This is a genomic window from Sulfitobacter sp. TBRI5, from assembly GCF_051013555.1.
In the GTDB taxonomy this organism is placed as follows: Bacteria; Pseudomonadota; Alphaproteobacteria; order Rhodobacterales; family Rhodobacteraceae; genus JL08.
Genome location: NZ_CP112884.1, coordinates 2,144,949 through 2,168,403 on the forward strand (window position 1 = coordinate 2,144,949; position 23,455 = coordinate 2,168,403).

The window sequence follows — 23,455 nt, forward strand, 5'->3', positions numbered from 1 at the left end:
TCTTTTTCCGAGTCCTTTTGTGATTTGCGCAGGAAACGGGTCGCGCGGGCCTCAAAACCTGTGGCACACCATGACGAAAGGAGAGTGCCATGATCACATTTTCAGCCCTGCCAACCGATATCGTCCGTGCTTATCAATCCGGTGCGCCGGATGCCTATGGCGCCCCTGCCGAACGTGCTGTTTCAAATGGGGCCGGCAATCCGTGCCGTCATTGCTTGCGCAACATTCCCGAAGGGGCCGATATGCTGATTCTGGCGCATCGTCCGTTCGACGGGTTGCACCCTTACGCCGAAACCGGCCCGATTTTCCTGTGTGCCGAACCGTGCGAACGGCACACCGACAGCACTGCCCTGCCGCCGGTTCTTACCACATCGCCGGATTATCTGATCAAAGGATATGGCCGCGATGACCGGATCGTTTACGGAACAGGTGCTGTGGTGGCGACGACCAGACTGGCAGAACATGCGACCCGCATTCTGGACGACCCCAAGGTGGCCTATGTCCATGTCCGCTCGGCCCGCAACAATTGTTATCAGGCGCGTGTAGAGCGCAAAGCCTGATCTGCAAGCGGCTACATCGTTTCCAGACAATGCCGGCGAAACGCACGTTTGAGCATGTCCAGTTCGGCGCGCAACAGGTCCATTTCGGCGCGGATGTCATCCCCCAACGCGTCCCCGGCAATCAGGCAGAACTGGCCCAGTTGATCCTTGGTTCTGCTATCGTGGATCAGAAAGGTTTGCACACCATCCGAAATCGCATCGGCGGGCACCGGAATACGCAATCGCCATAACCCGGCGTCCTGATCCTCGACAATTTCGACGTCTGCGACGACTTGGGCCAGATGCGTGACTTGGACATCCGGCACCGTGTTGTTGCCGGATTTCGGGGTCAAAACACCTTCCCAGATCCCCTGAATCATGCGGGTCTTCGTCAGTTCAAAATCGCTCATTCCGGCCTCAATCAAAGGGCTGCGCGGGGGCGGCGGTTAAAGGTAAGATCGCGGATGACCACCTGGTTCATTTCCGGACCTTCAAAGATCAGATCAAGCCACGCCTTTTCGATGCGCTTTTCATTCAGTTTGGAATAGGCCAGATCAAACTCGACCATGACATCCTGTTCGTGCAGGGGCAGTTCGCGCACGATCTGTTCCGTGTTCGGCCCGTGTTTGATGTTGAGGCGGGCAAAAATTTCCAGCGGCTTTTCGATTTCCAGAATTGTATCCATCCGCAACAGATGTGTGCGTTTCAATCCCGCCACGGCCGCCTGTGGCAGATCAATGACCAGTGACAGAAACGAGCCGTCAAATTTGAAAACGTCCAACCGTACACCGTAAGGGGCAAGATCGGCCTCGCGCTGGTTGCGCAACTGGCGCAGGGTCAGTTCAGAATAGGCGCAGTCGTGAAACAGCGTCACCTCGTTGCCCAGCATGGATTTGGTCTGCACAGAAGACATGCCGGCCTGCGCCAGCGGCCCGCGCCACAGTTCGGGGCGCCATGCCCAGTCGGCATCGTGGGGTTTGGGAAACGTGGTCGATCCGACACTGGGCAAGGCCAGCCGATTTTCCGCCTTGTGAATCAAGCTGTCCAGATGGGATCGCATCAGCCGGGCCTGCTGGCGTTGCGCCCGCAGCGTGCTTAAATTCGTATCGCCAGCATGGCTGGCCGCCCGCGCCCAGCGGCGCATTTCACGCCGGTACAATATCTTGTCGATCAAGCTGTCGCCCTTGTACGCCATACGTTGTCTTATTGCCTTTTGCCGATGACTTGTCAGCATTTAACGGAACGTTTCCGGCCAAATAAACCGACAATTGTTCAATCTGCGCGTTTTGTTCAGTTTGTGTTGCTGGATACGGGTGTCGGCGCTGCAATGCGCTGGTTGGCCGAGTTGGATTTCGTTTGCGTGGCAAGCGCGTTCAGAATGGCTGCGCCCCTGGGGCCGCTGGCCTTGCCGTCGACCGGTGCGTAAAGGGCAAGCCCGACCATGACATCATTCACCAGAAACGCGCCGCGCCAATGCGTGTCGCTAAAGCCTTGCAAACCGGTTTCGCCACGGGACTGAACCAGCGCAACGCCTTTTTGATCTTTCGCCTGAAGCACCTGCGCATTGTCCAGAACTGAAACAAGGTCAGCGGCGCGTGGCGCTGGTGTGCCCGCTTTCTGGGTGACGACAGTTGCGGTAATCAACGCCAGGGGCACATTTGCAGTCCTGCCTGCCCCGCCCAGCGTGTCGCAGCGTGCGATCAGCGCAAAACCGGGCTTCAGCGATCCGGCATCAATGCAATAGCCCGGCGGCGCCGTCAGGGCGATGGCCCCGTCGCCCATTACAGCGGCGCGCAAAGCCGAGTCGGGTTGCGGCGGTGTCGTTGACAAAAATCCCATTTCCGAGGCTGGAACACAGGCCGCCAGCGCAAGACTGGCGGCCAGAACCAGACCGCGATCAAAGGTCCATATAGACATGCTTTTCGGCCTTGCCGCCTGGATGGGTCACTGCGCCTTTGTAGGTTTCACCAACCAGTTGGGCGTATTTCCAAAGTGCGCCGCTGGCGTAGATCGTGTCACGCGGGCCTTTCCAGTCGGCTTTGCGCGCGGCCAGTTCTTCGTCGCTCAGTGCAACTGTCAGTGCGCCGTTGGGCGCATCGATCGTGATCATGTCACCATCTTTGAGCAGGGCAATCGGCCCGCCATGCGCCGCCTCGGGGCCGACATGGCCCACGCAAAAGCCACGTGTCGCGCCAGAGAACCGCCCGTCTGTGATCAGCGCAACCTTTTTGCCCATGCCCTGGCCGGACAAGGCAGCGGTTGTGGCCAGCATTTCACGCATGCCGGGGCCGCCTGCAGGGCCTTCATTGCGGATGACCAGCACTTCGCCTTCCTTGTAGGTGCGTGCCTTGACGGCTTCGAACGCGTCTTCTTCACATTCGAACACGCGGGCGGGGCCGGTGAACACGATTTCTTCGTCCGACATGCCGGCAATCTTCACAATCGCACCGCCGGGGGCCAGATTGCCTTTGAGGCCGACGACGCCGCCGGTTTTGCTGATCGGCTTTTCAACCGGATAGATCACGCGGCCATCCGCCTCGCGGTCGATCTTGTCCAGTTCCTCGCCCATCGAATAACCGGTTACGGTCATGCAGTCTTCGTGGATCAGGCCAGCCTTGCGCAATTGCTTCATGACCACGGGAACACCGCCCGCTTCGTACATGTCCTTGGCCACATATTGGCCACCCGGTTTCAGATCGACGAAATAGGGCGTGTCGCGGAAAATCTCGCACACGTCATCCAGAAAGAAATCGATCCCGGCTTCGTGCGCCATGGCAGGCAGGTGCAGACCGGCATTGGTTGATCCGCCGGTACAGGCCACGATGCGGGCGGCGTTTTCCAAAGATTTGCGGGTGACGATGTCGCGCGCGCGAATGTTTTTCTCAAGCAGGTTCATCACAGCCTCGCCCGAGGCGATCGCATACTGGTCGCGCGATTCATAGGGCGCGGGCGCGCCGGCGCTGTTGGGCAGGGCAAGGCCGATTGCTTCGGATACGCAGGCCATCGTGTTGGCCGTGAACTGGCCACCGCACGCGCCCGCCGACGGGCAGGCAACACGTTCCAGAACCGCCAGCTGTTCATCCGAATAGTTGCCGGCCTGATGCTGGCCGACCGCTTCGAATACATCCTGAACGGTGACATCTTTGCCGTCCAGACGGCCCGGCAGGATTGAGCCGCCGTAGATGAACACCGACGGCACGTTCAGACGGATCATCGCCATCATCATGCCGGGCAGCGATTTGTCGCAGCCCGCAAGGCCGACAATCGCATCGTAACAATGGCCGCGCATGGTCAGTTCCACGGTGTCGGCAATCGCTTCGCGGCTGGCAAGGGAAGAGCGCATGCCCTCATGGCCCATTGCGATCCCGTCTGTCACCGTGATTGTCGTAAACTCGCGCGGTGTACCGCTGCCAGTTTTCACGCCCAGCTTCACAGCCTGTGCCTGACGGTTCAGCGCAATGTTACAAGGGGCCGCTTCGTTCCAGCACGTGGCAACGCCAACCAGAGGCTGATGGATTTCCTCGTCGCCCAATCCCATTGCATAATAATACGACCGATGCGGCGCGCGCGCCGGTCCTTCTGTCACGTGACGGCTGGGCAGGCGGGATTTATCGAAGTGGCGCTTTTGCATGTTGGGGACTCCCTGAAAACTGGTTTTTATCGGAATACCCAAGGGTCCGGACCACCGCAAGGCCATTGCCTTGTTCCGGCACGATCCTTGCAATGGGCGTCTGTGATCGCTAACTCACTATTCCGGCACTGGTTCTGTAAAACTGATCAAGAGTCCGGCGCACCCAGATCGGAGTTGGCCTGATGGATCGTACCTTGTTCGCGTTTATCTGGAAGTATTCCAAACGTGACCAGATCATTCTTTTGCTGGTAACGCTGCTGACCTTTCCGTTTCTTTACGCGACCCTGGAATTACCCAAGCGGATCATCAACGATGCGATCGGTGCCACGTTCAGCACCTTTGATGCATACGGCGTGGAACTGACCCAGGTCGAGTTTCTGCTGCTTTTGTGTTTTGCGTTTCTTGCGGCGGTTCTGGCGCACGGATTGCTGAAAATGCGATTGAACACGATGAAAGGCGTCTTGTCCGAACGCCTGTTGCGCCGGTTCCGCTATCAATTGATCAGCCGAATCCTGCGCTTTCCCCGGCCGTATTTCCGGCGCACATCCCAAGGCGAACTGGTGTCCATGATCACATCCGAAGCCGAACCGATGGGCGGGCTGATGGGGGATGCGGTGGCGCAACCGGTGTTTCAGGCGGGCCAGATGCTGACGATTCTGTTTTTCCTTTTTGTCCAAAGTTTCTGGTTCGGGTTGGCCTCTGTTGCCCTGATCCCCTTGCAGGCATGGCTTATTCCGATGCTGCAACGCCAGATCAACCAGTTGAACAAGGCGCGCATCGGAGAAGTGCGGCATCTGGCGTCCGAAATCGGGGAAAGCGCGGCCGGCATCGGTGATTTGCGGATCAATGGCGGCTGGCGATACCGTCTGGCCGGATTTACGGACAGGTTGGGCCGTCTGTTCGATATCCGGTTTCAGATCTATCAGAAAAAATTCTTTATGAAGTTTCTGAACAACTTCATCACGCAGTTGACGCCGTTCTTTTTCTTTTCTGTCGGTGGGTACCTTGTGATCAAGGGTGAAATCACGGTGGGCGCCCTTGTTGCGGCTTTGGCGGCTTACAAGGATCTGTCCGCACCCTGGCGCGAGCTGTTGTTGTATTACAATCAGGTGCAGGACATGTCCCTGCGCTGGCTGTTGATTGCAGAACGGTTTGCTCCCAAGGGCATGATTGATGAATCGCTTTTTGTTGGCCGTCCGGACGAAATTCCGCGGCTCTCCGGTGCGATCTCTCTCAAGGATGTTACGGTGCGAGACGGGGACGGGAACCCGGTGCTGGAAGATATCAATCTGGATATTCCCGCGCATGCCCGCGTGGCCGTCAAATCGTCAAGCCAGGTCGAACGAACGGCTTTTGCCGAATTGCTGACGCGCGAAGTGATTCCATCGCGCGGCAAAGTGATGATCGGCGATCAGGACCTGAACGAATTTCATCAGGCCGTGATTGCGGCGCGGATCGGTTATGCCCATTCTCAGCCCTATTTGTTCGATGGCACATTGGGGGAAAACCTGCTGATGCCCCTGAACGTGATGCCGCATGGCTTTGCCTTCGCGGATGAAAAGAAGGAATCCGAGGCAAAGCGTACAGGCAACAGCGTTGACCCGTTCGAGGCCGACTGGCTTGATCCTTCCCTTGCAGGCCTGTCCAGCCCGGACGAAATCGGTGCGTGGTGGTTCAAACTGGTTGAAACGATGGGGCTGGACGATGGCATGTTCCGTCGTAGCGTGCGGTCCACATTTGATCCCGAACGACATCCCGATCTGGCAAAGGCGGTGGTAGATCTGCGGCCCGTCGTGGCTGAGCGGTTGAAAGAGGCCGATCTGGATCAATACGTTTACCATTTCGATCCCGACAGTTTTAATCCGTCGATCCCGCTTGGGGGCAATCTTATGTTTGCGTCCCCGTTGCAGGATATCAGCCAGACCGGGCTTGCTGCGAACACCAAATTCATGACGCTTGTGGATGAACAGGGGCTTGCAGACGACGGCATCGCGATTTCTCAGGCTGTGATCGACACTCTGGATCAGACCTTTGGCAGGGACGGCACCGATCACCCCCTGTTCCGGATGCTGGGGATCGAGGAAGACCTGTACGAAACACTGATCCAGATTGCCGAAAAGCGCCGCACGCAGGGGGCAGAAAGCCTGACCGCAGAAGAAAACGCGCTTATGCTGACGGTTCCTTTCGCGTTGACCGCGGAACAGATCGGCCCAAGTTTTCCGGATCGCTACAAGCGCAAGATTGTCGAAATTCGCAAGACACGCGCCGCCGCCCTGCGCGAACAGGTCCAGGATATTTTTGTCGAGATTTCACCCGATACATACCTGCCGCGCCTGACGTTGATGGAAAACGCGCTTTACGGGCGGATATCGCGCGTTGCAGGGGCCTATGCGGAAGAAATCGAAGATGTTGTCGCCACCGTCCTTCTGGAAAACGGACTGAAGCGCAAAGTGTCTGAAACGATCTATGATCTGGAAACGGGTCTGGGCGGCGCCAATCTGCCCAAGGTCATTCAGGAACGCGCCGCGTTCAGTCGCGCCGGCATTAAACGCCCGGACATCCTGATCTTGGATCGCGCGCTGGCCAGCCACGATGACAAAAGCCGCGTTACCACCCGCGAAAAGTTGCGCGAACTGCTGCCCGATACAACACAGATTTTCATGGAAGCGGAATTCAGAAACCCCGACAGCTACGATATTTTCGTCGAGATAAAGAACGGGCGGATCGGGACGGTTTCGGACCATGATTCAAGTTTTGACACTCTTGCCGGTTCAGATGATTTGCAACGCAAACAGCGCATCATCGCCAATACCGAACTGTTTTCCCGTCTGGATCGAAAAAACCAACGCCTGTTGGCGTTCAGTGCGCAATGGTACGAGGCCAAGGCGGGACAGCGTATTTTTTCGGTCGGACAAAGGGCAGACGCCGCGTATCTGTGTTTGTCGGGTACAGCGGAATTGCACTGGCCCGAAAGCGATGGCAGCAAAAGGCCGATTTCAACGGTTCTGCCGGGGCGCGTGATCGGCGATCTGGCGATCGTACTGAACGAGCCGCGTACCCTTGACCTGATCGCAGTGACAGATGCGAGGTTCCTGCGTATCGGCGCACAGGAATACCGCGCAGTCATCGAAAGTGACCCGGCGGTGGCGATGAACCTGCTACAGACAGTTGCAGGACATTTGAATGGCGCAGCGGAACGGTTGCGCCATGCGGGCATCAGCCCCGAAGACGAGGCCGAACGAACAGAGGCGCGGTAAACCAAGGCACCGATGAACATCTTGCAGTTATCATACGCGCGCCATGAATGGCTGGTTGCGCCGGCGCGAGCCCAGTCAGAGCTTTGGCGGCTGGTCTTGGGGCTTGCGCTGGGCGCCTTCGTCATGACGGGTTTGAACATCTTGTTTCTGACAGGTGTCGAAACCGCGATGCCGCCTGAAAAAATGGGTGATTTTCTGGAAGGGATGCAAACCGCAACGACGCCGCTGACGGCGCTGGTGTCGCTCGCAAGCTTCGGGTTCATGACGGCAGGTGTCTGCGCTGCTGCCTTTGTCATGCACGGACGTGCGCCTTCGGGCCTGATTGGCCCGTGGCGGATCGCACATGCTGATTTCTGGGCGGTGCTGAAGGCGCTGGTAATCCTGAATGCTGTTATCCTGATCTTGCCACCCTGGGGCATGGACCAGCCTTTGGTGCCAAACCTGCCCGTTGGAACATGGGTTGCACTGCTTCCACTTTCTCTTGCTGTGGTGCTGATCCAGACCAGTGCCGAAGAAATCCTGTTTCGCGGATATGTACAGCAGCAACTGGCCGCACGGTTCAAAAGCCCGTGGATATGGATGGTTTTGCCATCTGCCCTGTTCGGGCTGGCCCACTATGTTCCAGCCGAAACAGGTGCGAATGCAGGGCTTATTGCGCTTTGGGCGGCGTGTTTCGGGCTGCTGATGGCAGACCTGACGGCCAGATCAGGCACATTGGGTCCGGCCATCGCGGTGCATTTTGTCACCAATGTATCGGCGTTGCTGTTTACGTCCCTGCCGGACACCCTGTCGGGGCTTTCGCTTTATACCGTTCCGTTTTCTATGGCGGACGAGGCGGCATTGCGGGTTTGGCTCCCGGTTGATTTTGCGATTATGATCGTGTCGTGGCTTGCAGCACGACTGGCTTTGCGGCGCTGATTGCATTTATTGGCGCAGGGCCTTATCTGAATTCCGACACAGGCCAGACAAGGCAGAGAAATGAACTGGATTACAAACTACGTCCGGCCACGGATCAATTCGATTTTTTCGCGGCGCGAAACGCCCGAAAACCTTTGGCATAAATGCGATGAATGCGGATCGATGCTGTTTCATCGGGAATTGTCCGACAATCTGAATGTCTGCACCAATTGCGGCCACCACATGGCGATTTCGCCGCGGGACCGTTTTGACAGATTGTTCGATGGCGGCATTTACAGCGAAGTCTCTGTGCCGGCGCCCAAGGTTGACCCGCTGCAGTTTCGTGATCAGAAAAAATATCCGGACCGGATGAAGGCGGCGCAAAAGGCGACCGGTGAAAAAGAAGCGATGCTTGTTGCATCCGGAGAAATCGGCCGGACCCCGATTGTGGCTGCGGCGCAGGATTTTTCCTTTATGGCGGGCTCTATGGGTATGTATGTGGGCAATGCCATCATTGCGGCTGCCGAACAGGCGGTGAAACTGAAACGTCCCCTGATCCTGTTTTCTGCGGCAGGCGGCGCGCGTATGCAGGAAGGTATCCTGTCCCTGATGCAGATGCCGCGTACGACAGTTGCAGTGCAGATGCTGAAAGAGGCGGGATTGCCCTATATCGTGGTGCTGACCCATCCCACTACCGGGGGTGTGACCGCGTCTTATGCGATGCTGGGCGACGTGCATATCGCTGAACCCAACGCGTTGATCTGCTTTGCCGGGCCACGCGTGATTGAACAGACCATTCGTGAAAAACTGCCTGACGGGTTCCAGCGCGCGGAATATCTGCTGGATCACGGCATGCTGGATCGCGTGACATCGCGCACCGAACTGCGCGAAGAACTGATCACGATCACCCGCATGCTTTTGGGGCTGACACCGGCAATCAAAGGTGATCTGCCCGCGCCGGATGCGCCTGATGCGCCGGATAGCAAGGGCAAGGATGCGCCAGAAAAACCCAAGGCTGACAAAGCGAAATGAACGCTGACAGTTCGGACATCATCCTGCAACGGATGATGGCGCTTCACCCAAAAATCATGGATTTGACGCTGGATCGCGTGTGGCGCCTGCTTGTCGCGCTGGATAATCCGCAGGAAAAACTGCCACCTGTCATTCATGTGGCGGGGACCAATGGCAAAGGCTCCACGCTGGCCATGATTCGCGCCGGTATGGAAGGCGCGGGTCTGTCGGCGCATGTTTATACCTCGCCGCATCTGGCCCGGTTCCACGAACGCATCAGGCTGGCAGGCAATCTGATTTCCGAGCCTGATCTGACGGTTGCGCTGGATGAATGTTACGCCGCCAACAACGGCGAAATGATTACCTATTTCGAAATCACAACCTGTGCCGCCTTGCTGGCATTTTCGCGTGTTCCAGCTGATTATACCCTGCTTGAGGTTGGATTGGGCGGGCGGCTGGATGCCACCAACGTGATTGCAAATCCGGCACTTACCATCATCACACCGGTTTCGATGGATCACGAACAGTATCTGGGCGATACGATTGCCAAAATCGCCTTTGAAAAGGCCGGGATCATCAAACGCGGAGTGCCGTGTGTTGTCGGGCCGCAAACGGAAGACGCGCTTGGCGTGATCGAGGATGTCGCCGCGCGCAAGGGGGCACCGCTTCTGGTTTACGGCCAGCACTGGCATGTCGCGCGCGAAAGGGACAGATTGATCTATCAGGATGAAACGGGCCTGCGTGATTTGCCGCTGCCCAATCTTCTGGGCAAGCACCAGATCGAAAACGCGGGTGCTGCGCTGGCGGCGTTGCGCCATCTTGATCTGGGCGATGCCGCCTGCGAGGCAGCTGTGACCAACGCATATTGGCCGGCGCGGATGCAGCGCCTGACGGATGGCCCGCTTTCGCGTGTCGCACCCAATGCCGAGCTTTGGCTTGATGGCGGTCACAATCCCGCCGCCGGTCATGCCATTGCCGATCTGCTGTCAGGCTTGCCGCCACGTCCGACTTACCTGATTTGCGGGATGCTGAACACCAAGGACATAGCAGGTTATTTGCGCCCCATGGCGGCACAGGCTGAAACCCTGATTGCGGTTTCCATCCCGGGTGAGGCGAATACACTGGATGCTAAAGATACGGCAGAGGTGGCAACTCGGGTCGGCATGACGGCGAAAACCGCGATGTCTGTCAAAGACGCGCTGACCCAGATCGCGCAGCAGGATCCCGAGGCGCGCGTGGTGATTTGCGGGTCATTGTATCTGGCGGGTTCGGTTCTGCGCGAAAACGGCTAGGTCAACGCTTCAGCGGCCCCAGTCTTCGGCCTGCATTTCGCGCAACCGAGAGGCTGTGCGTTCAAATTCAAACGTGCCTTCGCCTTCGACATAAAGCAATTCCGGTTCGGCGGCCGCGGAGCACACCAGCCGCACTCCGGCCTCGTATAATGCATCGATCAATGTGACGAACCGCTTGGCCTCGTTGAAATTGGATCGTGACAGGCGCGGGATGTCTTCAAGCACCAGCACTTTGGCGGTTTCCGCCAGCGCCAGATAATCGGCTGCTCCCAATGGTTTGCCGCACAGATCGTAAAACGTGGCGCGGGCCACGCCATTGCGGAACGCAGGTATTTCAACCTCGCGGCCTTTGACGTGCAGTGTCAGGCGGGTGGCGGGGCCGCCCGTCAGATCCTGCCACACGGCGCTGATCGCGGCACGGGCTTCGGTGTTGATCGGTGTGAAATAGACCTGCGCCCCTTCCAGACGGTTCTGGCGGTAATCGGTCGGGCTGGACAATTCCCATACCACCATCTTGTCTTTCAGAAGCTCGATAAAAGGCAGAAACAACTGCCGGTTCAGACCGTCCTTGTAAAGATCATCCGGCACGCGGTTGGACGTGGTGACAATCACAACCCCTGCCGCGAACAGCGCCTCGAACAGGCGCCCGACGATCATGGCATCGGTGATATCGGTAATCTGCATCTCATCGAACGCCAGCAGCCGGACCTGTGCTGCAACATCCGCTGCAACCGGCGCAATCGCGTCTTCCACGCCGGATTTTCGGGCAACATGCATAGCAGCGTGAATTTCCTGCATGAAGGCATGGAAATGGACCCGCCGCACGGCGATATCAGCGTCTTGCAGAGTTTCCACAAACAAATCCATCAGCATGGATTTGCCGCGCCCGACACCGCCCCAGATATAAAGACCTTTTGGCGGTGGCGGTGCCTTTTTGAACAGGCTCTTGCGCACCGGTTCGGCCAGCGCGGCGCGCATACGTTCGAATTCGGGCAACACGGCCTCTTGCGCTGGATCGGCGTGTAAAGTGCCGTCCGCGATTTTGGCTGCATAATGATCCTGAACGCGCGTCATCAGATCGGGATAACGTGGCGGTGGACAATTGGAAAGTGTGTGTTCGGCGCGCCGCAAAAGAGAGTCATTAGAATTTCTGATGTGAAACGGCAAATTTATTGATTTGACCGCTGCACGCCAAACAACAAAGCTGCCCAAAGCGAGCAGGAGCATGACATGCAGACCAGTGCACGGTTATTCAATCCGGTTCTGATTGTCGGCTGCGTCATTATCATCGTGAGTTTCGGCATCAGGGCGACATTCGGTGTTTTCCAGATTCCCGTGGCCGCGGAACTGGGTTGGCTGCGCACCGAGTTTTCGCTTGCCATCGCGATCCAGAATCTGGCGTGGGGTATCGGGCAGCCGATATTCGGTGCGATCGCCGAAAAGATCGGTGACAAACGCGCCATCGTGATCGGGGCGCTGGTTTATGCTTTGGGTCTGGTGCTGACCGCCTTTTCCACATCGCCGCTGGGCCACCAGATCTATGCCTGGCTGATCGGATTCGGTATCGCGGGGACCGGGTTCGGGGTTATTCTGGCCGTTGTCGGGCGGGCGGCCACGGATGAAAACCGTTCCATGTCGCTTGCGATTGCGGCGGCGGCAGGCAGTTTCGGGCAGATCGTCGGGCCGCCGGGGGCGGAATGGCTGCTTGGCCTGATGTCATGGCAGACAACGTTTATCGTGTTTTCCGGCCTGATCCTTGCGACACTGTTCACCTTGCCGTTTTTAAGCGCGCCCCAACCCGTGAACAAGGCCGAGATTGAGCGATCAATGGGTGCGGTTCTGGGGCAGGCGTTTCGCGATCCGTCTTATATCCTGATTTTTGTAGGGTTCTTCAGTTGCGGGTATCAGGTGGCATTCATCACGGCGCATTTCCCTGCCTTTGTCACGGAACTCTGCGGCCCGATCGAACCGGGCGGGATGCTGTATTCCATGGGGATCACAACCACATCGGCGCTGGGCGCGATTTCGATTTCGTTGATCGGTGCGGCCAATATCGTGGGAACTCTTATGGCAGGGTGGGCCGGCAGCCGCTTGCCCAAGAAATATCTTCTGGCCGGTATTTACGTTGGGCGTACGATTGTTGCGGCTGTGTTTATCATGTTTCCGATCACGCCACTGACAGTCATCGTTTTTTCAGTGACGATGGGCATGTTGTGGCTGGCCACGGTGCCGCTGACATCCGGGCTTGTCGCCTATATTTACGGGGTTCGGTACATGGGCACGCTTTATGGGTTTGTGTTTCTCAGCCACCAGATCGGTAGTTTTCTGGGGGTCTGGCTGGGTGGACGATTGTATGACGTGTACGGGGATTACACACTTGTCTGGTGGATCGGTGTTGGCGTCGGCGCCTTCAGCGCCATCGTTCACCTGCCGATCAGGGAAAAGCCTGTTCACTACCTTCAGTCAGCCTGATTTCTGATCCGTCAGGACAGCCCTTCGCGTAACACATCGCTCATCGCGGCCAGAACAGCATCTGTATGGGTGTAAGTCAGGCCATGGCCGGCATCTTCAATCACTTCCTGACGGGCGTTCCTGCTCCACTCGGTCAGTTTTCCGACGGCACTTAGCGGGATGACATCATCGTGGCGGCCCCACACTGCCAGAACCGGAATACCGGCTGAATGAATGATGCGATGTTCGTCTTCAAGCGGTACGGCCAGAATGCCACGTAGACTGCTCAGGACGGCAGGTACAAAGCCCTGATATTTCAATTCCGCCTTTTGAAGGGTCGTTATATTCTCAACTGAACTGGGCAGATTCTTTTCCGTGTTCACGCCTTTGCGGTGGAAATATGGAAACAGCGCAAGCATCAGCCATTCGCCCGCGATCCGGGTGCGGACACAAAAATCGTACAATCTGTTCCGAATAATGGCGATGCCAGCAGGGGCAATCAGGATCAGGTGCCGGATTTTTTCAGGGTGACTGGCGGTAAAGGACGCAACGATCGCTCCGCCCATGGAATAGCCCAACAGTGTAATGTCGTCGCTGACCGCCTGATCTTCCAGAAGATCTTCCAGTTGTGTGTTGAAGAATTGGCCGGTTTGAAGCCCGGGGGGGCGATCCGAATACCCGCGCCCGTAAAGATCGTAGATCAACACGCGATACCCCATCAAAGCAAGGCCCCGCCCCATACCACGCCACACATAGGACGGTGTTGTCAGCCCGTGTACACAGACGGCCACCGGACCGCGGACAGGGCCCAGCCATTCATAATGTGTGACACCTTGGGATAGTGTAACAAAGCGTCCCGGGGCGGCCTTGCGTTCCTCCGGGCCCATTTTGCGGCGCATTTCCTCGCGGGCGAAAGGCAGTGCGACAAGTGCCCCCAGAATGATCAGCAGCACGCCCCAGAAGAAAATCATGCAGCGGCCATCCATTTTTCCAGAATGTAGCGGCTTGTCATCAGGTCCAGATGTGCGCCGCCACCGTTTTTGAAAAGGGTGATATCGTCTTCTGATGTGCGCTTGAACGCGCCCATGTCGTAATAGTCGGCCACCAGATCGGATTTCGTGATCACACCGGCCTCGATCGGGATTTTCAACTCTCCGATGTGGCCGATTGTCGTGTCATAGCTGTCTACAAAAATCCGGGCGCGCTTCAGCGCGGTATCATCCGCTTCGCGCATGTCCGGGCGGTAGGCTCCGATCATGTTCAGGTGCTGGCCCGGTTGCAGCCACTCACCCTTGATCAGCGGGGTTGTGGACATCGTCGCCGTCACGATGATGTCTGCGCGGCGCACGGCATCCTCCAGATCGGTGACAACTGTCAGGTTCGGCAAATCTGCGGCCATGGCTTGCGCAGTCGCGGTCGTGCGGTTCCATATCTCGAACCTTGCGTCCTTAAAGGCGGGGCCAAAGGCGGCGTGAACCGAACGGCCCACTGTGCCCGCGCCAACGATCAGGATTGTCTTGCTGTCGGCGCGCGCCAGTTTTTGGGCGGCCAGCAGGCTGTCCCCGACAGTTTTCCATTTTGTCACCAGATGGAAATCGATCAGCGCCTCTAGCATGCCTGTTTCATCGGCATAAAGACAGACAGCGCCATTGATCATCGGCCTGCCTTGCGCGGGGTTGTCAGGATAGATGGTGGCGGATTTCACGGCGACGCCCATGCCGTCGATCCACGCGGCGCGCGACAGCAACGTGTCCTTGCCCCGATAGAGAAACGTATCGCCGATATCGGCCTTTGGCAGCTTATGGCCCTGTTCCAGAGCGAGCGCCAGTTCCGACCAGTCCAGCAGGGCATCGCCGGCCTCGAAAGGGATTTGTGTCAGGGTCATCTTATGCGGCCTCCCTTGGGGTCAATAATCCATGGCTGACAAGCGCATCAGCCCAGCCTTGCGGGCCATCGAACAAATGCGTCTGCCATCCGCGCGATGCAGCCATCGTGATGTTGTCGGTCCGGTCATCGGCGAACAGCAGCGCAGAAGGCTCTATGCCACAATCCGCTTCTACCATCCGGTAGATTTCGGGATCCGGTTTGATCACCTTCATGTGGCCCGAAATATACTGGCGGTCGAATTCCGTCAGAAACGGATATTGCGTGGCTGCGTAATCAAAGCTCTGGATGCCGAAATTGGTCAGGGAAAACACCGGAATACCTTTGGCGCGCAGTGCCGATTTAAGACGTACCGAATGATCAATCGCGGGCGAGGCCAGTTCTATCCAGTGATCGTGCCACATCCTAATTTCAGTGCGCCATTCCGGGTATTCTTCGGCGGTGGCATAAATGGTTTCGGTAAAGTGCCCGCCCAGATCAACCCTGTCGTTCATGCCGTGCAGGTCCACTTCGGCGAACATGGCTTGGCGGCGGTCGGCGCCGATCACGCGATCGTAAAACCATTCCGGTTGCCATTCGATCAACACGTTTCCGATGTCAAAGATCACCGCTTTTGGTTGCATTTCCGTCCTGCTTTCAAGGGTCGCCATGGCGATTGTGTCATGCGGGTCCGCCCCGCGCTGCGGCGCGTAATTCGCGTTCCAGCGCCTCCAGAAAACGGGAGCGGTCGGCCTTTGTAAAGCCTTTCCCGCCGCCTGCGCGAAACGGATCGGCGGCGCGCAAATCGGCCATCAGATCCCGCGTGGCCAGCACGTTGCCTATGTTGGCCTGTGTCAGCGCTTCGCCATTGTGTTTCAGAACACGCGCCCCGGCCTCGACGCATTTGGCGGCCAGCGGGATGTCTCCGGTGATAACCACATCGCCTGCGCCGCAGCGATCGGCAATCCACATGTCGGCGACATCGGGGCCGGCATCAACAATGATGTTCTGAACCAGCGGGTTTTGCGACGGGCGCAGGCCGCCATTGGATACAAAAAAAACCTGCATGCCGTGGCGTGTCGCAACTTTTTCGGCTTCGGCTTTCACCGGGCAGGCATCGGCATCCACATAGATGGCCATATTGTTCAGTGCTCCGTTTTTTGCGGCGTCAACATCCGTTGAACAGGTCAACAGCGTGTATTCAGTAACCTTCAGGCGGCGTAAAGCGCCTGTGCGTGAAACGCCATGTGATCTTCCATGAACGTCGATACGAAGAAATAACTGTGGTCATAGCCTTTCTGCATCCGCAATGTCGCTTCTTGCCGACGTTCCGCGCAGGCGGCGGCAAATGCCTCTGGTTTCAGAAGATCGATGAACTGGTCGTCGGTGCCGGTATCAATCAGGATAGGGCCGTCAAATCCTGTCTTTTGCATCAACAGCGTTGCGTCATGATCTGCCCAAAGGCTGTGATCTTTGCCCAGATAGGCCGACAATTGTTTGCGGCCCCAATCGCTGGCTGTCGGATTGCAGATTGGCGCAAAGGCAGAAACAGAGCGGAACCGCCCGGGCAGGCCCATCGCAAGGGTCAATGCGCCGTGGCCGCCCATGGAATGGCCGGTAATGGCCTGACGGTCCATATCGACGGCGAAATGTTCGCCGATCAGCGCGGGAAGTTCCTGTGCGATATAGCTGTGCATCTGGAAATGGGGTGCCCAAGGGTCTTGGGTCGCGTCCACGTAAAACCCGGCCCCCTTGCCAAGATCATACGCCTCGTCGTCCGCCACATCCTCGCCCCGCGGCGAGGTGTCGGGAAACACCAGCGCGATGCCCTGTTCGGCGGCCCAGGTTTGCGCGCCCGCCTTGACCATTGCGTTTTCATGGGTGCACGTCAGGCCCGACAGGTACCACAACACTGGCACCGGCCCGTCCGCGGCCTCTTCCGGCAGGAACAGTCCGAATGTCATGTCGCAGGCGCAGACATCGGATGTGTGGGTGTAAACACCTTGGCGGCCGTTAAAGCACCGGTTTTCTGATACAGTTTTCATCCTGTCATCCCTTTCTGTGTTCCCCTATCGCTATCGGGTGATGTGCGATGCAGCAAGGGTTGAACGGCAGGTCATTGCCGCCCAAACGCAGGTTTTCAGGGCGCAACCCATGCAATCACGGCCGAAACGGTGACGATGCTGACGGCGGTCGACAGAAGAATGGCTGCCGAAACACGGTGCGGCGCAACGCCGTAATGCTGCGCCAGAATATAGACATTTCCGGCCACGGGCAGGGCCGCAGCCGAGATGACAACAGCGGCCGAATAGGCATCGATCGGAAAGATAAACAGGACGGCAACGGCCACGAATGCCGGGTGCAGCACCAGTTTGCAAAAGGTCAGCCATGCTGCAACTTCGATGCGTTCGGCGGATTTGGACGCCAGAGATGCACCGATGGCAAACAGCGCGCCCGGGGTTGCGGCGCCACCGAGTATGGCCAGAAAATCGTTCATCGGGGCGGGGATCGGAAGCGAAAAGGACGACCACAAAAGACCCAGTACAATCGATACGATCATCGGATTCTTGATCAGGCCGACACCGATTGTGCGAAAGATGCCAAGGCTCATGCGGCCATCGCGCCCGCCGGTGATAAGAATCACGATCAGGCTTGAAAACACGATCAGATCAACCGCCAAGACAAGCATGACCGGACCTGCCGCGTCCGGGCCTAAAAGCAGAACCAGCATGGGAATGCCCAGAAAGCCGACATTGCCGATCACGGCGCATTGCGCCTCGATCGCGGCGGTTTCAATGTTCAGGCGACGGATAAACGCCACCATGGTGGCAATTCCGTAGACAAAGGCCGTGGCCCACAGGTATCCCGCGATCAGCTTGCCGTTAAAGACCTCGGACAGGGACAGGTTTGCGGCAAATCTGAACAACATGGCCGACAGTGCAAAATAAAACACGAATTTGGTCAGATAGGCGGTGGCTTCCTCGGTGAAGAACCGCGTTTTTCCGGCCCAGAATCCCAACCCGATCAGTGCAAAAAACGGCAATGTTTTCAGAAATATCTCGACCATGGGTCATGCAGTATATTTTGCGTGCTCCGCCTGCAAGCCCGCCTAGCCGCTGCCGATCAGCACACCTGCGGCAAAGACCAGCGCGCCCCCCAGAACCACCTGAAACGCAGCACGGAAAAACGGGGTATCCATGTACTTGTTCTGGATCCATGCAATTGCCCACAGCTCGATAAACACGACGATGCAGGCGATGATGGTCGCCGTCCAGAAATCCGGAATCAGATAGGGCAGGGCGTGGCCCAGCCCGCCGACCGTTGTCATGATACCCGACGCAAACCCGCGTTTCAAAGGAGAGCCGCGCCCCGACAGTTCACCGTCATCAGACGCAGCTTCGGTGAACCCCATTGAAATACCGGCGCCCACAGACGCCGCCAGCCCGACCAGAAAGGTTGTCCAGGTGTCCTGGGTGGCAAAGGCCACGGCAAAGATCGGGGCCAGCGTGGATACCGATCCGTCCATCAGCCCCGCAAGGCCCGGTTGCACCCATGTCAGAATGAACTGGCGCTTGGCGGTCGCATCTTCGCTGTCGCGTGCATCGCCCCCCAGATGTTTGTCTTCCAGTTCTCCGGCGACTGTCTGATGGCCTGCTTCGGCAGCGGCCAGATCGCCCAGCAGTTTGCGCGTGGCGGCATCCTGTGTTTTTGCGGCGGCATTCAGATAAAACCGTTCCGCATCGCGTTCCATCGCTTCGGCTTCGGCGCGGATGCGCTCCAGCCCCAGGTTTTCAACCAACCAGACGGGCCGCCGTGTATAATATCCTGCAACATGTTCGCGCCGGATCAACGGGATGGTCGATCCAAACCGTTTTTCATGCAATGCGATCAGGCGGGCGCGGTGCCCGTCTTCTTCCTTGGCCATGCCGTCAAAGACGGCGGCACTGTCAGGGAAATCAGCGCGCAGGGTTTCCGCGTAGCCGCGATAGATTTGCGCATCGTCTTCTTCGGACGAAATCGCCAAAGCGATGATTTCCTGTTCGGACAGGTCCGAAAAACGTTTGCGCTGCGATAGGAACCGCATGGTTCGCTCCTGTAATTTAGAATTGTTCTAATGTTATTCCGCTGCGAATTCGGGTCAAGTGCGAAATCAATTTTGAGGTGTTGTTGAAAGTGAACCCGTCAGTTTAAACTGTCAGCTACCAAAGAAGGGGATACCATGGGTGAAGCCGTCGATATTGTGCGCAAGGGCCGCAAATACGATCAGGTCGTTGCAGGGGCACGGCAGGTGTTTATGGCCGATGGTTTCGAAGGCGCCAGTGTAGATGACATCGCCAAAGCTGCCGGTGTGTCAAAGGCCACGCTTTACAGCTATTTTCCCGATAAACGGCTGCTGTTCATGGAGGTGGCCACGATCGAATGTGACCGGATGGCAAATGAAGCTGTCGAACAGATCGAGGCCAGCAAGGAGCCGCGTGCGGCGCTGACTGTTGCCGCATCAAAGCTGGTGCCCTTCCTGCTGTCGGATTTCTCGCAAAGTGTGTTTCGCATTTGTGTTGCCGAGCGCGACAGGTTTCCCGAACTTGGTCGCGCATTCTATGCCGCCGGCCCCAAAATGGGGCATGACCGGTTGGCGGAATACATGCGCGGCGCTGTCGAGCGCGGAGAACTGAACATCGAAGATGTCGGCATGGCGGCCGACCAGTTTTCCGAATTGTGCAAGGCAAAGCTGTGGATACGGGCGGTGTTCGGGATCCAGTCAGAGTTTTCAAAGGCGGAAATCGCGCAAGTTATTGAAAATGCGGTAGACACGTTTCTGGCGCGGTACGGGGTCTGAAGGCTAGGTTTTGGTCCGTATTTTCAACGTGTTGTCGATTTCCTTGACTTCGAATGTGCCTGCTTTGCGGGCAAGTGTGCTTAGGTTGGGGCATCCATAGGCACGTGGATCAAATGACGGGTCATTTGCGTTTAACTGTTTTCCCACCTGACCCAGCGGCACCCAGCCGCCATCGGCGCCCGCGGCTTCGATGGCAGATCTCAAAAGTGGCCGGGCCTTGGATGGCGGGTTGCTTTTCTCTTTTTCCGTTGCTGCCTGCTCGTCCGTGGCAACCAGATTTTCAACCAGAATGAATTTTTTGTACGCTTTTCGCAAAGCGGCAGGGGTTTTGCTTTCGCCAATTCCAAAAACATCAATTCCCTGCTCGCGGATACGACTAGCCAGTCTGGTAAAATCGCTGTCGGACGAGATGATCACGAAGCCGTCGAAGCGACCGGAATGCAGGATATCCATGGCATCAATGACCAATGCTATGTCCGAGGCGTTTCTTTTGGTCGCGCCGGCAAATTGCTGATGGGGAATAATGGCGTGTGATGCCAGTATTTCCTTGGTCCAGCCTTGCGGGCCGCCGCCCTGAAAGTCACCATAGATACGGCGGATGCTGGCTTCGCCCATCGATGCGATCTCAAGAAAGATCGCATCTGCGTGTTTCGCCGACATATTGTCAGCGTCGATCAGCACGGCCAGAAGCGGTGTATCGCGCAGGCTCAAAACTCTACGACCGCCCTTATGCTTTCGCCCTTGTGCATCAGCTCGAACCCTTCGTTGATCTGGTCCAGTGTCAGCTTGTGGGTGATCATCGGGTCGATCTCGATTTTGCCGCTCATGTACCAATCAACGATTTTCGGCACATCGGTGCGCCCCTTGGCGCCGCCAAAGGCGGTGCCGCGCCAAACGCGGCCCGTGACCAGTTGGAAGGGGCGGGTCGAGATTTCGGCACCCGCGGGGGCCACGCCGATGATGATGCTTTCTCCCCAGCCCTTGTGCGCCGCCTCGAGCGCGGTGCGCATGACGGTTGTGTTGCCGGTGGCATCAAACGTGTAATCGGCACCGCCACCTGTCAGTTCGACCAGATGCGCAACCAGATCGCCCTTGACCTTGGTGGGGTTCACAAAGTCGGTCATGCCGAAATAGGTGCCGACCTTGGCCTTGTCGTCGTTCAGATCGACACCCACCACCTGATCGGCCCCGGCAAGGCGCAGGCCCTGAATGACGTTCAGGCCAATGCCGCCCAGTCCGAAAACCACACAACGTGCGCCGATTTCGACCTTGGCCGTATTGATCACCGCGCCGATACCCGTGGTGACACCGCAGCCGATGTAACAGATCTTGTCGAATGGCGCGTCCTTGCGCACTTTGGCCAGCGCAATTTCCGGCACGACGGTGTGGTTGGCAAAGGTCGAACAGCCCATGTAGTGGTGGATCGGTGTGCCATCCAGCATCGAAAACCGCGTGGTGCCATCGGGCAGCAGGCCCTGGCCCTGCGTGACCCGGATTTTCTGGCAAAGATTGGTCTTGCCCGACAGGCAGTATTCGCATTCGCGGCACTCGGGCGTGTAAAGCGGGATCACGTGATCGCCCGGTTCCAATGTGGTGACGCCTTCGCCCACTTCCAGCACAACACCGGCACCTTCGTGGCCCAGAATCGCGGGGAATATCCCTTCGGGGTCATCGCCAGAACGGGTGAATTCATCGGTGTGGCACAGGCCGGTGGCCTTGATTTCAACCAGAACCTCGCCCTTGCGCGGGCCTTCAAGGTTCACTTCCATTATCTCAAGCGGTTTGCCGGCTTCCACGGCAACGGCGGCACGGGTGCGCATGTTGTATCCTCCCCTTTTTCTGTTGTGGCGACCCTGTGACAAACGCGGCGGTATTTCAACTGTTTGCTTCCGGAAAATAACCCAAGCGGCAGTTTTCTGTTGGTTCTGGCGGGGTGGGTTGTGCGCCGGCTGGCCTCGACTCGGGGGGCGACTCGCTCTAGATAGAATGAGAACAAAAATAGAACATTTGTGATCTGATGCCGCAATCCCGTGTCCTGTCCCTGTGGTTTCCGCGCCTTGGTGCGGAACGGCTGATGCGCCGTGCGCGCGGGCTGTGGGATATGCCATTGGCGGTGGTGACCGAAACGCAGAACATGCAGGTTCTGTCTTCGCTGAACGGGCAGGCGTTGCAGGCGGGCCTGAAGGTGGGGCAGCCGGTGCGCGATGCCCATGCCATGTGTCTGGGGCTGATCACGCGGTTGCAGGATCGCGAGGCCGAAGCTGCCTTTCTGACTGTTTTGCGGCGTTGGGCCGGAAAATTCAGCCCGTGGGTCGCTGAACACCCGCCCGATGGTCTGGTGATCGATCTGACAGGGTGTGCGCATCTGTTTGGCGGGGAAACGGCGCTGTTGCAGGTGGTTCAGGATGATTGCGCCGATCTGGGATTGCATGTGCGGTGCGGTATAGCAGACACATTGGGGGCCGCCTGGGCGCTTGCACGTTATGCAGGGCAGGCCACCGGATCACATCGCAGCGGCGATGCCATCGACCAGGAGGCGCGCGCGACCCGTTCGCGGGCCGGAAAGCGGCGGCACTGGACCAAAGGCGGGGCGGCACCGGCAGGCGCGCCGGCGCTGCTGGCCGGATCTGGGTGCATTGCGCCCCCCGGCCAGAATTACAGCGCGCTCAGCCCGCTTCCGGTTGCCGCACTCAGGCTGGACGGGGACACCACCGCGCAATTGTCGCATCTGGGGCTGCGCCGGGTCGGCGATCTGTTGGGCCAGCCGCGTGCCGGTCTGGCGCGCAGGTTCGGGCGCGGGCTGGTGTTGCGGCTGGATCAGGCGATGGGCAGCGCCCCGGAGCCGATTTCACCGGCACGCGCGCCGGATCATTTTGCCGTGCGCCTGACACTGCCTGATCCCATCGGGCTGATGGATGATCTTGTTGCGGGGCTGGACAGGGTGTTGCCGCGGTTGTGCGATCATTTGAAGGCAAAGGAACGCGGTGCGCGTGTGGTGCGCTTACAGGTATTCCGGGCCGATCAGGGGGTGCAATCGGTCGAAGTTGCGCTGGCGCGGGCTTCGTCCAGCCCCGACCGTATCCGCCCGCTGCTGGTGATGAAACTGGACCGGATAGAGGCCGGTTTCGGGATCGATATGTTGCGCATTGAGGCGCTGCAAACCGAGGCGCTGCACAATCGCACGGCGGTGGGCCATCTTGAGGCGGGGCGCGCTGTGAACGCGCGTTTGGCGGCCAACACCGCGCTGGATGATCTGATCGGGCGGATCGGGGCGCGGGTCGGGCTTGACGCGATCACGCGCTTGCACCCCGCGGCAAGCCATATTCCGGAAAAAACCCAAAAGATCATGGCGGCGGCATGGTCTGCCGCTGATACGAACTGGCCCGATCAGGGGCCGCGCCGTCCGGTGCTGATGTGGCGCCCCGAACCCGTGCGCGCACCGGACCAGCCTGCGGTTCCGGCGACGTTTCGATGGCGCGGGCGCACGCTGCATCTGGCCTGTGCCACCGGGCCGGAACGGATCGCGCCGGAATGGTGGCTGGATGATCCCGACTGGCGCAGCGGAGTGCGCGATTACTGGGTTGTCACCACCCGGAATGGGGAACGGTTATGGCTGTTCTACGGGCATGGCGGCACGATGTCGGCCGGCTGGTTCTGTCAGGGCAGTTTCGCCTGAC

At 58.2% G+C, this 23,455-nt stretch carries 22 protein-coding genes; 8 read left to right on the top strand and 14 right to left on the bottom strand.

Going from position 1 to position 23,455, the window contains the following annotated elements; all coding sequences use genetic code 11:
• Nucleotides 1-89: 89 nt before the first annotated feature.
• Nucleotides 90-560 (top strand): DUF1203 domain-containing protein, encoded by a 471-nt coding sequence (locus tag OLX72_RS10765; protein ID WP_114871216.1) that lies wholly within the window; start codon nt 90-92, stop codon nt 558-560.
• Between the two features lie 11 nt (nt 561-571).
• Here the strand turns inward: OLX72_RS10765 and OLX72_RS10770 are convergent, their stop codons facing one another.
• The 4 genes from OLX72_RS10770 to ilvD form a co-directional block, all read right to left on the bottom strand.
• A complete protein-coding gene (locus tag OLX72_RS10770) occupies nt 572-949 on the bottom strand; it encodes a hypothetical protein (RefSeq protein WP_114871215.1) in 378 nt (125 codons plus the stop codon).
• Nucleotides 950-960: 11 nt separating this feature from the next.
• Nucleotides 961-1,734 (bottom strand): DUF6478 family protein, encoded by a 774-nt coding sequence (locus OLX72_RS10775; RefSeq protein WP_114871214.1) that lies wholly within the window; start codon nt 1,732-1,734, stop codon nt 961-963.
• Nucleotides 1,735-1,829: 95 nt separating this feature from the next.
• On the bottom strand, nt 1,830-2,456 hold the full coding sequence (locus OLX72_RS10780) for a hypothetical protein (protein ID WP_114871213.1): 627 nt from the start codon (nt 2,454-2,456) through the stop codon (nt 1,830-1,832).
• Nucleotides 2,437-4,170 carry a dihydroxy-acid dehydratase gene (gene ilvD, locus OLX72_RS10785; protein WP_114871212.1) on the bottom strand — a complete coding sequence of 578 codons (1,734 nt, stop codon included), beginning with the start codon at nt 4,168-4,170 and terminating at the stop codon, nt 2,437-2,439. The genes OLX72_RS10780 and ilvD overlap by 20 nt, the downstream gene beginning before the upstream one ends.
• A 182-nt stretch (nt 4,171-4,352) precedes the next feature.
• On the opposite strand from ilvD, the gene OLX72_RS10790 reads away from it, so the two are divergent.
• Genes OLX72_RS10790 through OLX72_RS10805 form a run of 4 tightly spaced genes read left to right on the top strand, consistent with a single transcriptional unit; the run spans nt 4,353 to nt 10,627 of the window.
• A complete protein-coding gene (locus OLX72_RS10790; protein WP_433988630.1) occupies nt 4,353-7,427 on the top strand; it encodes an ABC transporter transmembrane domain-containing protein in 3,075 nt (1,024 codons plus the stop codon).
• A 21-nt stretch (nt 7,428-7,448) separates the two neighbouring features.
• Nucleotides 7,449-8,345 carry a lysostaphin resistance A-like protein gene (locus OLX72_RS10795; protein WP_433988631.1) on the top strand — a complete coding sequence of 299 codons (897 nt, stop codon included), beginning with the start codon at nt 7,449-7,451 and terminating at the stop codon, nt 8,343-8,345.
• A 60-nt stretch (nt 8,346-8,405) separates the two neighbouring features.
• The gene (accD, locus tag OLX72_RS10800) at nt 8,406-9,356 is read left to right on the top strand and encodes an acetyl-CoA carboxylase, carboxyltransferase subunit beta (protein WP_114871209.1); all 951 of its coding nucleotides are present in this window, start codon (nt 8,406-8,408) and stop codon (nt 9,354-9,356) included.
• Complete coding sequence (locus OLX72_RS10805; RefSeq protein ID WP_433988632.1) at nt 9,353-10,627, top strand: bifunctional folylpolyglutamate synthase/dihydrofolate synthase; 1,275 nt, start codon at nt 9,353-9,355, stop codon at nt 10,625-10,627. Before accD ends, OLX72_RS10805 begins: the two co-directional genes overlap by 4 nt.
• A 9-nt stretch (nt 10,628-10,636) precedes the next feature.
• Here OLX72_RS10805 and zapE read toward each other — a convergent pair whose 3' ends face one another.
• Nucleotides 10,637-11,701, bottom strand: coding sequence for a cell division protein ZapE (zapE, locus tag OLX72_RS10810; RefSeq protein ID WP_433990454.1), 1,065 nt, complete (start codon nt 11,699-11,701; stop codon nt 10,637-10,639).
• 156 nt (nt 11,702-11,857) lie between these two features.
• On the opposite strand from zapE, the gene OLX72_RS10815 reads away from it, so the two are divergent.
• Nucleotides 11,858-13,099 (top strand): MFS transporter, encoded by a 1,242-nt coding sequence (locus OLX72_RS10815; RefSeq protein ID WP_433988633.1) that lies wholly within the window; start codon nt 11,858-11,860, stop codon nt 13,097-13,099.
• An 11-nt stretch (nt 13,100-13,110) separates the two neighbouring features.
• Here the strand turns inward: OLX72_RS10815 and OLX72_RS10820 are convergent, their stop codons facing one another.
• The 7 genes from OLX72_RS10820 to mbfA form a co-directional block, all read right to left on the bottom strand.
• On the bottom strand, nt 13,111-14,049 hold the full coding sequence (locus tag OLX72_RS10820) for an alpha/beta fold hydrolase (protein WP_433988634.1): 939 nt from the start codon (nt 14,047-14,049) through the stop codon (nt 13,111-13,113).
• Complete coding sequence (locus tag OLX72_RS10825; protein WP_114871205.1) at nt 14,046-14,963, bottom strand: ornithine cyclodeaminase family protein; 918 nt, start codon at nt 14,961-14,963, stop codon at nt 14,046-14,048. The genes OLX72_RS10820 and OLX72_RS10825 overlap by 4 nt, the downstream gene beginning before the upstream one ends.
• A gap of 1 nt (nt 14,964) precedes the next feature.
• On the bottom strand, nt 14,965-15,585 hold the full coding sequence (locus OLX72_RS10830) for an HAD family hydrolase (RefSeq protein ID WP_433988635.1): 621 nt from the start codon (nt 15,583-15,585) through the stop codon (nt 14,965-14,967).
• Nucleotides 15,586-15,622: 37 nt separating this feature from the next.
• Nucleotides 15,623-16,081 carry a YaiI/YqxD family protein gene (locus tag OLX72_RS10835; protein WP_114872396.1) on the bottom strand — a complete coding sequence of 153 codons (459 nt, stop codon included), beginning with the start codon at nt 16,079-16,081 and terminating at the stop codon, nt 15,623-15,625.
• Nucleotides 16,082-16,152: 71 nt separating this feature from the next.
• Nucleotides 16,153-16,986 carry an S-formylglutathione hydrolase gene (gene fghA, locus OLX72_RS10840; RefSeq protein ID WP_114871204.1) on the bottom strand — a complete coding sequence of 278 codons (834 nt, stop codon included), beginning with the start codon at nt 16,984-16,986 and terminating at the stop codon, nt 16,153-16,155.
• A 95-nt stretch (nt 16,987-17,081) separates the two neighbouring features.
• Nucleotides 17,082-18,008, bottom strand: a complete 927-nt coding sequence (locus tag OLX72_RS10845) for an AEC family transporter (protein WP_114871203.1) — start codon at nt 18,006-18,008, stop codon at nt 17,082-17,084.
• A gap of 42 nt (nt 18,009-18,050) precedes the next feature.
• Nucleotides 18,051-19,025, bottom strand: coding sequence for an iron exporter MbfA (mbfA, locus tag OLX72_RS10850; protein ID WP_114871202.1), 975 nt, complete (start codon nt 19,023-19,025; stop codon nt 18,051-18,053).
• 135 nt (nt 19,026-19,160) lie between these two features.
• On the opposite strand from mbfA, the gene OLX72_RS10855 reads away from it, so the two are divergent.
• Nucleotides 19,161-19,778: a TetR/AcrR family transcriptional regulator gene (locus OLX72_RS10855; protein WP_433988636.1), complete on the top strand. Its 618-nt coding sequence runs from the start codon at nt 19,161-19,163 to the stop codon at nt 19,776-19,778.
• A gap of 3 nt (nt 19,779-19,781) precedes the next feature.
• Here OLX72_RS10855 and OLX72_RS10860 read toward each other — a convergent pair whose 3' ends face one another.
• A complete protein-coding gene (locus OLX72_RS10860; RefSeq protein WP_302622780.1) occupies nt 19,782-20,489 on the bottom strand; it encodes an NYN domain-containing protein in 708 nt (235 codons plus the stop codon).
• Nucleotides 20,486-21,598: an S-(hydroxymethyl)glutathione dehydrogenase/class III alcohol dehydrogenase gene (locus OLX72_RS10865; protein ID WP_114871200.1), complete on the bottom strand. Its 1,113-nt coding sequence runs from the start codon at nt 21,596-21,598 to the stop codon at nt 20,486-20,488. Before OLX72_RS10865 ends, OLX72_RS10860 begins: the two co-directional genes overlap by 4 nt.
• 197 nt (nt 21,599-21,795) lie before the next feature.
• On the opposite strand from OLX72_RS10865, the gene OLX72_RS10870 reads away from it, so the two are divergent.
• Nucleotides 21,796-23,454 carry a Y-family DNA polymerase gene (locus OLX72_RS10870; RefSeq protein WP_114871199.1) on the top strand — a complete coding sequence of 553 codons (1,659 nt, stop codon included), beginning with the start codon at nt 21,796-21,798 and terminating at the stop codon, nt 23,452-23,454.
• Nucleotide 23,455 lies beyond the last annotated feature (1 nt).